Here is a 12,167-nt window from a genome sequence, read left to right on the forward strand (position 1 = left end):
GAGAGTTGGCACTCTCGTTCAATCAACCAAAGGAATCCCAACGACACCCCGAAGGACGCCGAATGGGGGTATTGATACTTGGCACTGACTTTCGGCACGCTGTTGAGTTCTCAAGGAGCGGACGCGCGGCGAACCAGACCCTTTCAGGTCGTCGTCTCCGGCTTGTGTTGTCCTGCTCGGCGCCCGGTCCCGGCCTCGCGGTCGTTCCCGGCGCAGAGAGAAAGTTACGTGGCTCTGCCGGAGGTGTCAAACCCGGGTCGGGTGACGCGCGCCACCTGCCCGAGACATGGCCGTCACCTGGCGTTCACACGCCACGGACGCCCGGTCCGTGCGGCCGGCGATCGCCCAGCTCAGGTGGCCGGACCGGTCCCGGGACAGTGCACGCCGGCCACCAGCCGCTTGCCCTTCCGCAGCACCAGCCACCCCCCGGTCAACCAGTCCCCGGGGGCGGGTGCGGCGTCGGCGTCGGTGACCCGGACGTTGTTGACGTAGGCGCCGCCCTCCTTGACCGTGCGCCGCGCATCGGTCAGGGACGACGCCAGCCCCGCCCGCTGGAACAGGGCGGCGACCGACAGCGCAGGGTCCTCGATCTCGACCGCGCCCGCCTCGGTCAGGGCTGCGGTCAGCGTCTGCGGGTCCAGCTCGGTGAGCTCGGCCCGGCCGAACAGGGCCCGGCCGGCGGCCTCCGCCTGGGCCAGTTCCGCAGGGCCGTGCACGAGCCGGGTGAGCTCCTCGGCCAGCGCGCGTTGCGGTGCCCGGGACGCCGGACGCTCCGCGGACTCCGCGATCAGCGCCGCCACCTCCTCGGCCGGGCGCTCGGAGAACAGCGGCAGCCAGGCCCGGGCGTCGACGTCGTCGATGTTCAGCCAGTACTGGAAGAACGCGTACGGGCTGGTGTGCTCCGGGTCCAGCCAGATGGTGGCGCCCTCGGTCTTGCCGATCTTCTTGCCGTCGGCCGTGGTGATCAGCGGGGTGGCCAGGGCGTGCGCCGACGCCCCCTCGGTCCGCCGCACCAGGTCCGTGCCGGCGGTGATGTTCCCCCACTGGTCGGAGCCACCGCTCTGCAGCGTGCAGCCGTGCCGCCGGAACAGCTCACGGAAGTCGTTGGCCTGCAGGATCTGGTAGCTGAACTCGGTGTAGCTGATCCCCGCGTCGGAGTTCAGCCGAGCCGAGACGGCCTCCTTGGCCAGCATCCGGTTGACCCGGAAGTGCTTGCCGAGGTCGCGCAGGAAGTCGATCGCCGACAGCGGCGACGTCCAGTCCAGGTTGTCGACGTAGATCGGCTCCCGCAGCCCCTGTTCGGCGGCCGGCAGGTCGAGGAAGGGAGCCACCCGGCGGCGGATCCCGTCCACCCAGGTGGCCACCTGCGCGGGGTCGTTCAGCTGGCGCTCCGACGACGGCCGGGGATCACCGATCAGCCCGGTGGCGCCACCGACCAGGACGATCGGCTGGTGCCCGGCCCGCTGCAGGGCCCGCAGCACCATGAACTGGATCAGGTGACCGACGTGCAGGCTCGCCGCGGTGGGGTCGAAGCCGCAGTAGTACGTGACCGGCCCCTCCGCGAGATGGGCGCGCAGCGCCTCCTCGTCGGTGCTCTGGGCGATCAGCCCGCGGCGGTGCAGCTCGTCGATCACAGAAGGTGCGGAGGTCACGGTCGCCCATCTTGCCTGGCAGCCCGGCGCCGCGGCTTCCCGCCCGCCCGGAAGACGCTCACCGAAGGGGCCTCGGTCTCCCAGAAGCGCCAGGGGAGCTCGGTGGCCACGCTGATCCCGACCCGCGGGCCGGCCGAGACACCGGCGGGCGCTCCCCCGGCGTGCAGACGAACGGATGAGGCGGGGTCGAGCAGGTCGGTCCCCCGGTCGTCGGGGCCGATGGCCAGCGCCTGGGTGAGCCGGGCCGGGCCGCGGGCCAGGTCCCGCGCGACCCGTGCGGCCGGCCTACGGGAGTGGGCCAGCGACTCCCCCACCACCACCTCACCGGCACGCATCAGGACCGCTGAGCCGCGACCGGCGGGGCCGACGACGACGTTGGCGCACCAGTGCACCCCGTAGCTGAAGTAGACGTACAGCCGGCCAGGCGGGCCGAACATGATCTCCGCCCGCGGGGTCGGGCCCCGGTGGGCGTGCGACGCCGGGTCCTCCCCCTGCCCGGAGTACGCCTCCACCTCGGTGAGCCGCAGCGCGACCCGCCCGTCCGGCCGGTCGGTCACCACCCAGCACCCCAGCAGCGACCGGGCGACCTCGTCGACCGGCCCGAGCAGGTCCTCCTCGGTGAGGAGCGGACCCGGCCCGGGCCGGTCGGACGGCGGGAGGTCGGCGACCACGCGGGCTAGAGGGCCCCGGCCACCGGTGACCACGACGCCCACTCGGTGTGCTCACGGGCGAGCTCGGAGAGCGACCGGAGCTGTTCGGCGACCCGCTCCGGCGCCGTCCCGCCGCGGGCCTGCCGGGCCGCCAGGGCACCGGGGACGGTCAGCACCGACCGCACCTCCGGGGTGAGCCGTTCGTCGATGCCGGCGAGCTGGTCGTCGTCCAGCTCGTCGAGCTCGAGGCCGGCCTCCTCGCAGAAGGCGACCATCGAGCCGCTGATCTCGTGCGCGGACCGGAACGGGACACCGTTGGACACCAGCCACTCGGCGACGTCGGTGGCCAACGCGAACCCCTGGGGGGCGGCGGCCTCGATCACCTCCGGGCGCAGCGTCAGGGTGGCCACCATCCCGGTGACCGCAGGCAGCAGCAGGAGCAGCTGCTCGACCGAGTCGAAGACCGGCTCCTTGTCCTCCTGCAGGTCACGGTCGTAGGCCAGCGGGAGGCCCTTGAGCATGGTCAGCAGCCCGGTCAGGTTGCCGACGAACCGGCCGGCCTTGCCCCGGGCCAGCTCGGCGATGTCCGGGTTCTTCTTCTGCGGCATGATCGACGACCCGGTCGCCCAGGCGTCGTCCAGCCGCGCCCAGCCGAACTCGGTCGACGTCCAGAGCACGACCTCCTCCCCCAGCCGGGACAGGTGCACGCCGAGCAGGGCCGCGACGAAGCAGAACTCCGCGGCGAAGTCGCGGTCGCTGACCGCGTCGATGCTGTTGTCGGCGGCCCGGTCGAAGCCGAGCTCCGCGGCGACGGCGTCGGGGTCCAGCGCCAGCGAGGACCCGGCCAGCGCGCCGGAGCCCAGCGGGCTGACCGCTGCCCGCCGGTCCCAGTCCAGCAGCCGGTCGACGTCGCGGGCCAGCGAGTGGGCGTGCGCGAGCAGCTGGTGGGCGATGAGCACCGGCTGGGCGTGCTGCAGGTGGGTCATCCCCGGGGCGGCGACGTCGCGGTAGCGCAGGGCCAGCCCGACCAGCGCCTTCTCCAGCGCGGCGAGCTCGCCGACCAGCCGGCGCACGTTGTGCCGCAGGTACAGCCGGAGGTCGGTGGCGACCTGGTCGTTGCGGCTGCGGCCGGCGCGGAGCTTGCCGCCCAGCGGGCCGAGCTTCTCCAGCAGGCCCCGCTCGAGCGCCTCGTGCACGTCCTCGTCGGCCTCGATCGGGGCGAACGTGCCGTCACCGACCTCGGCGGACAGCTCGGTGAGCGCGCCGATCATCCTGGCCAGTTCGTCGACGGTCAGCAGCCCGGCCCGCTCCAGCACCCGGGCGTGCGCCCGTGAGCTGGCCAGGTCGTAGGGCGCCAGCCGCCAGTCGACGTCGGTGGACTTCGACAGCGCCGCCATCGCCGGTGACGGGCCGCCGCCGAAACGGCCGCCCCACAGTCGGGTCTGGCTGCCGGCGTTGCCCTCGGTCACTCTGCGCTCTCTTCCACGTCGGCCTGCAGGTCGGTGTCGTCCCCGTGCGCCGGCCGGGCGCGCTCGGCGAGCGCGCGCAGCCGGGCGGCGAGCGCGGGGCCCCCATGGGGGTCGCGCGAGACGACCATCAGAGTGTCGTCCCCGGCGATGGTGCCCAGCACGTCGGGCAGCCCCACCTTGTCCAGCCCGGAGGCGAGGAACTGGGCGGCGCCCGGCGGCGTGCGGACGACGGCGAGGTTCGCGCTGCCCTCGGCGCTGGTGAGCAGGTCGGCCAGCAGCCGGGTCAGCCGGGCCGGTGCCGACTGCGCCGGGCGCAGCGGGGCGTTCTCCGGCGGCAGCACGTAGGAGGCCGGCGCCCCGTCGGACCCGCGCAGCTTGACCGCGCCGAGCTCCTCGAGGTCGCGGGAGAGCGTCGCCTGGGTGACGTCGACCCCGGACTCGGCCAGCAGGCGAGCCAGCTGGGTCTGTGAGGTGACCGGGCCGGCGGTGATCAGCTCGGCGATCCGGGCGTGCCGGGCGGAGCGGGTCAGCGCGGTGGTCACCCCGACCGCTCCAGCAACCACAGCAGCAGGGCCTTCTGCGCGTGCAGCCGGTTCTCCGCCTCGTCCCACACGGCGCTCTGCGGCCCGTCGATGACCGAGGCGGCGATCTCCTTGCCGCGGTAGGCCGGCAGGCAGTGCAGGACGACGGCGTCGTCGGCGGCCCGGGTCAGCGCCTGCTCGTCGACGGCGTACGGCACGAACGGGCCGGTCCGGGCGGCGTGCTCGGACTCCTGGCCCATCGACACCCAGGCGTCCGTGGCCAGCACGTCGGCGCCGTCGGCGGCGGCGGCCGGGTCGGCGGTCCACTGCACGGACCCACCGGTCTCCTTCGCGATCTGCCCCGCCCGGGTCAGCACGGCCGGGTCGGGCTGGAAGGCCTCCGGCGAGCCGATCCGCACGTGCATGCCGGCCAGGGCGCCGCCCAGCAGGTAGGAGTGGGCCATGTTGTTGGCGCCGTCGCCCAGGTAGCTGAGGGTCAGCCCGGCCAGCTGCGTGCGCCGTTCGAGCACCGTCTGCAGGTCGGCGAGCACCTGGCACGGGTGGAACGTGTCGGTCAGCGCGTTGACCACCGGGACGCGGCTGACCGATGCCATCGCGTCCATCCGCTCCTGGCCCGAGGTCCGCCAGACGATCGCGGCGACCTGCCGGTCGAGCACCCGGGTGGTGTCCTCCACCGACTCCCCGCGGCCGAGCTGGCTGGCCGCGCCGTCGATGACCAGCGGCTGCCCGCCGAGCTCGGTGACGCCGACGGCGAAGGAGAGCCGGGTGCGGGTGGAGGGCTTGTCGAACAGCACCGCGACGGTGCGCTGGGTGCCGTTGTCCGCGCGCAGCGGGGTCGGCGCGGCAGCGGTGTGCCGGCCGGCCTTGAGCTGCGCGGCCAGCGCGAGGACCTCCGCCTGCTCCGCTGGGGTGAGGTCGTCGTCCCGGGTGAGGTGCCGGACCGTCACTGGTCCGCGTCCCGCAGGGCGGCGTCCAGTGCGGCGGGGAGGGCGGCGACGAACGCGTCGAGCTGGGCGTCGGTGACGACCAGCGGCGGCGCCAGCCGGACGACGTCGGCGGCCACCCCGTTCACGAGGAAACCGGCCGCCCGCAGGTGGGTCTCGACCGCGGCGGCGACCGGCGCGGTGAGGACGACGCCGAGCAGCGCGCCCCGGCCCCGGACGCCGCTGATCCCCTCGTGGCCCAGCGCGTCGACGCCGGCGGCGACCCGGTGCTCGATCTCCTTGGCGCGCTCCAGCAGCCCCTCGTCCCGGATGGTGTCCAGCACCGCCAGTGCGGCGGCCGCGACGATCGGGTTGCCGCCGAACGTGGAGCCGTGCGAACCCGCGGTCATCAGGTCCGCGGCTGCGCCGAAGGCCAGGGTGGCGCCCAGCGGCAGGCCGCCGCCGAGGGCCTTGGCCAGGGTCACGACGTCGGGCTGCAGGCCGTCGGACTGGTGGGCGAACCACTGCCCGGTGCGCCCGCTGCCGGTCTGCACCTCGTCGACGGCGAAGAGGGCACCCGCGGCGCGGGCGGTCTCCGCGGCCGCGGCGAGGTAGCCGGGCGGGGCCGGCAGCACGCCGCCCTCCCCCAGCATCGGCTCCAGCAGCACCATCGCGGTCTGCTCGCCCACGGTGGCCGACAGCGCGTCGGCGTCCCCGTACGGGACGTGCTGCACGCCGCCGGGCAGCGGGGCGAAGGCGGCGGCCTTGGCCGGCTGCCCGGTGAGCGCGAGGGAGCCCATGGTGCGGCCGTGGAAGGAGCCGATCGCGGTGACCACCTCGGGCCGCCCGGTCAGCCGGCTGAGCTTGAACGCGGCCTCGTTGGCCTCGGCCCCGGAGTTGCAGAAGAAGACCCGCCCCGGCCGGCCGGCGAGCTCCAGCAGCCGCTCGGCCAGCAGCACCCCCGGCTCGTGCATGGCCAGGTTGGACACGTGGCCGAGCAGCTGCGCCTGGGCGGTGATCGCGTGCACGACCGCCGGGTGGGCGTGCCCGAGGATCGTGGTGGCGATCCCGCCGAGCAGGTCGGTGTACTCCCGCCCGTCGACGTCCCAGACGGTCGCACCCGCGCCGCGGGCCAGTGCCACCGGCGGGGTCTTGTAGTTGCCCATCATCACGGCCGACCAGCGGGTGGCCAGCTCCTCGGTGTGCGTCATGGTGCGGTCACTCCCTCCGGTGTCGGTGCTGTGGTGTCGGTGCCGGCCGGGACGACCATCGTCCCGGTGCCCTCGGTGGTGAAGGTCTCCAGCAGCAGGGCGTGCGGGAGGCGCCCGTCGATGACGGTGGCCCGGCGGACGCCGCCCTCGACCGCCCGCAGGCAGGCGGCCATCTTCGGGATCATCCCGGCGTCCAGGGTCGGGAGGATCTCGGCCAGCTCGGTCGCGTCGATCTTCTGGACCAGCGAGTCGCGGTCGGGCCAGTTGGCGTAGAGCCCCTCGACGTCGGTGAGCACGACCAGCTTCACCGCGCCCAAGGCGACCGCGAGCGCCGCGGCGGCGGTGTCGGCGTTGACGTTGTGCACCTGGCCGTGCGCGTCCGGTGCGACGGTGGCGACGACCGGGATGTGCCCGGCCTCGAGCAGCGCGTGGACCGGGGCGGGGTCGACCGCGACGACGTCACCGACCAGGCCGACGTCCACCGGCTCGCCGGCGATGATCGCGTGCGTGCGCTCGGCGGTGAACAGGCCGCCGTCCTCACCGGACAGCCCCACGGCCAGCGGGCCGTAGGAGTTGATCAGGCCGACCACCTCGGGGCCCACCTGACCGGTCAGCACCATCCGGACGACGTCGATCGTCTCCTCGGTGGTGACCCGCAGCCCGCCGCGGAACTCGCTCTCGATGCCCAGCCGGCTGAGCATGCCGTTGATCTGCGGGCCGCCGCCGTGCACGACGACCGGCAGGATCCCGCAGGTCCGCAGGAACACCATGTCCTCGGCGAAGGCGCGTCGGCACTGCTCGTCGACCATGGCGTGCCCGCCGTACTTCACCACCACGATCCGGCCGTGGAACTCCCGCAGCCAGGGGAGCGCACCGGTGAGGACGGCGACCTTGCGCGCGTCGCCCTCGGGGTCGTGCGTGCGCATGACGCGGGGGGTGCCCACCGAACGCCGGGCCGGCGGGGTGGCGAGATCGGGGGCGACGTCGGGCGGGGTGGGGTCCTGCGCCGGGCTGTCGCTGCTGGTCGGGTCAGTGGTCATGTCGAGTAGGCCGAGTTCTCGTGGACGTAGGCGAGGGACAGGTCGTTCGTCCAGATCGTGGCCTGCTCGCTGCCGGCCCGCAGGTCGACGTCGATCGTGATGGCCCGGCCGGACAGGTCGACGCCCTCGCGCGGGTCGCCGATCGCGCCGGCGCGGCAGACCGTGACGCCGTTGATGGTCACGTCCACCTGGTCGGGCTCGAACGCCGCGTCGGTGGTGCCGATCGCGGCCAGCACCCGGCCCCAGTTGGGGTCGTTGCCGAACAGCGCGGTCTTGAGCAGGTTGTTCCGGGCGCAGGCCCGGCCGGCGGTGACCGCGTCGGCGACGCTGGCCGCGTTGCGGACGGTGATCGCGATGTCCTTGGTCGAGCCCTCGGCGTCGGCGAGGAGCTGCATCGCCAGGTCGGTGGCGGCCGCGGTGAGCGCGGCGGTGAACTCCTCCGCGCTGGGCGTGACCCCGCTGGCGCCGTTGGCCAGCACGATCACCGTGTCGTTGGTGGACAGGCAGCCGTCGGAGTCCACGCGCTCGACGCTGACGCTGGTCGCCGCCCGCAGCGCCGGCTGGAGCACCTCGGCCGGCACGACGGCGTCGGTGGTGAGGACGACGAGCATCGTGGCCAGCGAGGGGGCCAGCATGCCCGCGCCCTTCGCCATCCCGCCGATGGTCCAGCCGTCCCCGGTCTGCACCGTCGTCTTCGGCACCGAGTCGGTGGTCATGATCGCCCGGGCGGCGTCCGGGCCGCCGTCGGCGGACAGCCCCGCGACCGCGGCGCCGACCCCGGCGAGGAGCGTGTCCATCGGCAGCCGCACGCCGATCAGGCCGGTGGAGGCCACCGCGACGTCGACGGCACCGAGCCCGAGTTCGGCCGCGACGTGCTCGGCGGTGGTGTGGGTGTCGCCGAAGCCCTCGGGCCCCGTGCAGGCGTTGGCGCCGCCGGAGTTGAGCACGACCGCGCGCAGCCGGTGGTCGACGAGCGCCTGCCGGCTCCACAGCACGGGGGCTGCCGGGAACCGGTTGGTGGTGAAGACGGCGGCCGCAGCGTCGTCCGGCCCGTCGTTGACGACCAGTGCGACGTCCGGCGCGCCGCTGGACTTCAGGCCGGCGGCGACGCCGGCCGCGCGGAACCCCTGAGGGGCAGTGACGCTCACGGTGCGACTCCGACGGTCGGGAGACCCGTGGTCTCGGGGAGGCCCAGGGCTAGGTTGGCGCACTGGAGGGCGGCGCCGGCGGTGCCCTTGGTGAGGTTGTCGACGGCGGCCACCACGACCAGCCGGCCGGCGTCCGGGTCGATCGCCACCTGCAGCTGCACGGTGTTCGCACCGAGCACCGCGGCCGTGGTGGGCCACTGGCCTTCGGGCAGCAGGTGCACGAACGGCTCGTCGCCGTAGGCCTCCTGGTACGCGGCCCGGGCCCGGGCGGCGTCCACGCCGTCGGCCAGCGGGGCCGAGCAGGTGGCCAGGATGCCCCGGCTCATCGGCACCAGGGTCGGGGTGAAGCTGATCCGGACCGGCTCCCCGGCGGCCTGCGCCAGGTTCTGCACCATCTCCGGGGTGTGCCGGTGGACCCCGCCCACGCCGTAGGCGCTGGCCGAGCCCATCACCTCGCTGCCGAGCAGGTGGGTCTTGGCGCTCTTGCCCGCCCCGGAGGTGCCGCTCACCGCGACCACCACGACGTCCGGCGTCACGAGCCCGGCGGCCAGCGCCGGGGCCATCGCCAGGGTGACCGAGGTCGGGTAGCAGCCCGGGACGGCGATCCGCCGGGCACCGGTCAGCTGCTCCCGCTGGCCGGGGAGCTCGGGCAGCCCGTAGGGCCAGTGGCCGGCGTGCTCGCCGCCGTACCAGCGGGCCCAGGCGGCCGGGTCGTTGAGCCGGTGGTCGGCGCCGCAGTCGATGACCAACGTGTCGGCGGGCAGCTGGGCCGCGATCGCCGCGGACTCCCCGTGCGGGAGTGCCAGCACGACGACGTCGTAGCCGGCCAGCGAGGCCGCGTCACTGCCCTGGACCTCGAGGTCGGCGTAGGGCAGCAGGTGCGGCTGCAGCTCACCCAGGCGTCGGCCGGCGCTCGAGTTGGCATGCACCCCGGTCAGCCGGAGGTTCGGGTGCCCGGCCAGCAGCCGGCACACCTCACCCCCGGCGTACCCGGTGGCGCCGGTGACCCCGACCGTCCACGTCTGTTCGCTGTTCACGATGCATGACCATACCTGGCCGTGCATGACTGTGCAGTCTGAGGTGGGCCAGTGCGTGCCGGACCGCGTTCCCGGGCAGGGAGCGAACGGGCAGCCGAGCCCGTCCATCGCCGAGGAGGCCCGCACCTGTGAGCGTGTTCGACCGGATCGTCGTCATCTTCAACCCACACAGCACCGGCGAGGCACCGGAGTCGGCCGAGGAACTGCGTGCCGAGCTGGCCGAGCGGCTCCCCGCCGTCCCCGTGGAGCTCTGCCCGACCCAGCGCGCCGGCCACGCCCGCGAGCTGGCCCGCGAGGCCGCTGCCACGGGGCGGCCGCTGCTGGTCTCGGTCAGCGGGGACGGCGGTTACAACGAGGTCGTCGACGGCGTCATGCAGGCCGGCAACCCGGACGCCGTCTGCGCGGTGCGGGCGGCCGGCAACGCCAACGACCACCGGCGGACGACGCGCGAGCACCACCTGGCCGACGCGATCGTGGCCGGCGACGTCCGGCGGATCGACCTGCTGCGGCTCACGCTCGGCAGCGGCAGCGACGCCCAGGTGCGGTACGCCCACTCCTACATCGGGGCCGGGCTCACCCCCGTGATCGCGGTCGACATCGAGAAGGGCGGCAAGGGCTCGTGGCGGGAGGCGCTCTCGGTGCTCCGCGGCTTCACCCGCTTCCGGCCCTTCCCGATCCGCCAGGAGGACGGCGAGGAGCGCACCATCGACAGCCTGCTCTTCGCCAACATCGCCCAGATGGCGAAGGTGGCCACGCTGAGCGAGGGCGCCCGCCCCGACGACGGCCGGTTCGAGGTGATCGCCCAGCGACGGACCGGGAAGCTCCGGGTCCTCAGCACCGCGCTGCGCGCCGCGACCCGGGGGCTCGGCCGGCAGCCGAGCGCGACCCACTACGCCTTCACCACCCTGGTCCCCATGCCGCTGCAGCTGGACGGCGAGCTGGTGGAGCTCGAGCCCGACACGCTGGTCACCGTGGACATCGCGCCACGGGCGCTGGCCACCGTGTTCTGACGCGCGGGACCCGCGGGGGTCCCAGGTGGCGAGGAGGTCACGCCGCCCGCAGGCCGGCCAGTCCGCGACAGGCTGGTCCGGCTGACACCGCAGCGCAGCAGCCGACCGAGACGACCCCGAGGAGATCCGGCCATGGACGAGAGCAGCCTCCCCGTCCCCGCGACCTACGACAGCTGCGGGCACGTCCCAGGCCCCTTCTTCCACGGGACCAGGACAGCCCTGGTGGCCGGTGTCGAGCTGGTCCCCGGCCACGGCTCGAACTTCCAGGAGGGCCGGGTGTCCAACCACGTCTACTTCACCGCGCTCGTGGACACCGCCGCCTGGGGCGCGGAGCTGGCGGCTGCACTCGCCGGTGGCGGGGAGCCGGGACGCATCTACGTCGTGGAGCCCCTGGGCCCGTTCGAGGACGACCCGAACGTGACCGACAAGCGGTTCCCGGGCAACCCCACCCGGTCCTACCGGACCCGCCACCCGCTGCGCGTCGTCAGCGAGCTGGACAGCTGGCAGGGCCACGACCCGGAGGCGCTCCAGGGGATGCTGGACCACCTGGCACTGCTGCGGGCGGAGGGCCGGGACGTCATCGAGGACTGACCGGCTGTGCGCGGCCGTCCACCGATGAGTTGGGCCGTCGCCACCGGTCTGACCGGCATGACGCAGACCCAGGACCTGACAACCACCCTGACCCAGCTCGCGGTCACCATGTTCTCCGTCAGCGACCAGGACGCCGCCCGGGCCTTCTACACCGAGGTGCTCGGCTTCGAGGTGCGCGGCGACGAGCGCTTCGGTGCGGACGGCGCGGACCGCTGGCTGGAGGTCGCCCCGCCCGGCTCCTCCGCCCGGCTGGCGCTGAACCCGCCGATGGGCGGCTCCCCCGGCGGCGGCTCGGTCGGGGTCGAGTCGACCGACGTGCTCGCCGAGCACCGTCGGCTCGCTGCCCGCGGGGACGTCGACCTCGACCCGGCCCCGACCCGGGTGCCCGGCGCGCCGCTGCTGTTCGCGGTCCGCGACCCCGACGGCAACACGATCTGGGTCGTCGAGGAACCGGCCTCCTGACGGTCGCCGCACAGCCGGTCCTCGGACTGCTGAGGGCGTTCTGTCAGCAGGGCGGTGCAGAGTCCCCCGTGCCCGGCGAACGACGCCGGGCAGGGGAGGAACACCGCCATGCACGAGGTCCAGCAGCAGCCGTCCGGCGGGATCGACCTGGTCGAGGAGGACGGCGTGACCGTGCTCCGGTTGTGCGGGGAGGTCGACAGCCTGGTGGTCGAGGCCTGGGACGCCGGCGGGCCGCGTACCCCCGGGGCGGGCGCCGTCGACCTCTCGGCGGCCACCTTCCTGGACGGCCGGGCGTTGCGGCTGCTGGTGCGGGAGACCGAGCATGCCCGCCGGGCAGGCGAGCTGCCCGAGCTCCGCCGGCCCTCCCCCTTGGTCCGCCGGATGCTCGAGGTCACCGGCGCCGCCGTGCTCTTCGCCGCGGTCTGCTGACCG

At 74.3% G+C, this 12,167-nt stretch carries 13 protein-coding genes; 4 read left to right on the plus strand and 9 right to left on the minus strand.

The features are described 5' to 3' along the window. Positions 1 to 350: 350 nt before the first annotated feature. From tyrS to argC, 9 genes are read right to left on the minus strand one after another with little or no spacing between them, the layout of a single operon-like run. Positions 351 to 1,652, minus strand: coding sequence for a tyrosine--tRNA ligase (gene tyrS / locus O2W15_RS14805; RefSeq protein WP_269179942.1), 1,302 nt, complete (start codon positions 1,650 to 1,652; stop codon positions 351 to 353). Further along, on the minus strand, positions 1,649 to 2,365 hold the full coding sequence (locus tag O2W15_RS14810) for a DNA-3-methyladenine glycosylase (protein ID WP_269179943.1): 717 nt from the start codon (positions 2,363 to 2,365) through the stop codon (positions 1,649 to 1,651). The genes tyrS and O2W15_RS14810 overlap by 4 nt, the downstream gene beginning before the upstream one ends. Beyond that, the gene (gene argH / locus O2W15_RS14815) at positions 2,329 to 3,771 is read right to left on the minus strand and encodes an argininosuccinate lyase (protein WP_269165462.1); all 1,443 of its coding nucleotides are present in this window, start codon (positions 3,769 to 3,771) and stop codon (positions 2,329 to 2,331) included. The genes O2W15_RS14810 and argH overlap by 37 nt, the downstream gene beginning before the upstream one ends. Beyond that, complete coding sequence (locus tag O2W15_RS14820; RefSeq protein WP_269165463.1) at positions 3,768 to 4,313, minus strand: arginine repressor; 546 nt, start codon at positions 4,311 to 4,313, stop codon at positions 3,768 to 3,770. Before O2W15_RS14820 ends, argH begins: the two co-directional genes overlap by 4 nt. Continuing rightward, on the minus strand, positions 4,310 to 5,260 hold the full coding sequence (gene argF / locus O2W15_RS14825; RefSeq protein ID WP_269179944.1) for an ornithine carbamoyltransferase: 951 nt from the start codon (positions 5,258 to 5,260) through the stop codon (positions 4,310 to 4,312). The genes O2W15_RS14820 and argF overlap by 4 nt, the downstream gene beginning before the upstream one ends. After that, positions 5,257 to 6,447, minus strand: a complete 1,191-nt coding sequence (locus tag O2W15_RS14830; RefSeq protein WP_269165465.1) for an acetylornithine transaminase — start codon at positions 6,445 to 6,447, stop codon at positions 5,257 to 5,259. Before O2W15_RS14830 ends, argF begins: the two co-directional genes overlap by 4 nt. Next, the gene (argB, locus tag O2W15_RS14835; protein ID WP_269165466.1) at positions 6,444 to 7,487 is read right to left on the minus strand and encodes an acetylglutamate kinase; all 1,044 of its coding nucleotides are present in this window, start codon (positions 7,485 to 7,487) and stop codon (positions 6,444 to 6,446) included. The genes O2W15_RS14830 and argB overlap by 4 nt, the downstream gene beginning before the upstream one ends. Next, positions 7,484 to 8,635 carry a bifunctional glutamate N-acetyltransferase/amino-acid acetyltransferase ArgJ gene (gene argJ, locus O2W15_RS14840; RefSeq protein WP_269179945.1) on the minus strand — a complete coding sequence of 384 codons (1,152 nt, stop codon included), beginning with the start codon at positions 8,633 to 8,635 and terminating at the stop codon, positions 7,484 to 7,486. Before argJ ends, argB begins: the two co-directional genes overlap by 4 nt. Further along, the gene (gene argC / locus O2W15_RS14845; protein WP_269179946.1) at positions 8,632 to 9,672 is read right to left on the minus strand and encodes an N-acetyl-gamma-glutamyl-phosphate reductase; all 1,041 of its coding nucleotides are present in this window, start codon (positions 9,670 to 9,672) and stop codon (positions 8,632 to 8,634) included. The genes argJ and argC overlap by 4 nt, the downstream gene beginning before the upstream one ends. Before the next feature lie 128 nt (positions 9,673 to 9,800). Between argC and O2W15_RS14850 the strand changes: the two genes are divergently transcribed. The 4 genes from O2W15_RS14850 (at position 9,801) to O2W15_RS14865 (ending at position 12,164) form a co-directional block, all read left to right on the plus strand. Beyond that, complete coding sequence (locus tag O2W15_RS14850) at positions 9,801 to 10,682, plus strand: diacylglycerol/lipid kinase family protein (protein WP_269165469.1); 882 nt, start codon at positions 9,801 to 9,803, stop codon at positions 10,680 to 10,682. 132 nt (positions 10,683 to 10,814) lie between these two features. After that, positions 10,815 to 11,273 carry an NAD(+)--rifampin ADP-ribosyltransferase gene (gene arr, locus O2W15_RS14855; protein ID WP_269179947.1) on the plus strand — a complete coding sequence of 153 codons (459 nt, stop codon included), beginning with the start codon at positions 10,815 to 10,817 and terminating at the stop codon, positions 11,271 to 11,273. 24 nt (positions 11,274 to 11,297) lie between these two features. Further along, entirely contained in the window at positions 11,298 to 11,735 is a 438-nt protein-coding gene (locus O2W15_RS14860; protein WP_269179948.1) for a glyoxalase superfamily protein, read from the plus strand. Positions 11,736 to 11,843: 108 nt separating this feature from the next. Beyond that, positions 11,844 to 12,164 carry an STAS domain-containing protein gene (locus O2W15_RS14865; protein ID WP_269165472.1) on the plus strand — a complete coding sequence of 107 codons (321 nt, stop codon included), beginning with the start codon at positions 11,844 to 11,846 and terminating at the stop codon, positions 12,162 to 12,164. The last annotated feature ends 3 nt before the right edge of the window (positions 12,165 to 12,167 follow it).

The organism is Modestobacter sp. VKM Ac-2979, from assembly GCF_026967995.1.
Lineage (GTDB): Bacteria > Actinomycetota > Actinomycetes > Mycobacteriales > Geodermatophilaceae > Modestobacter.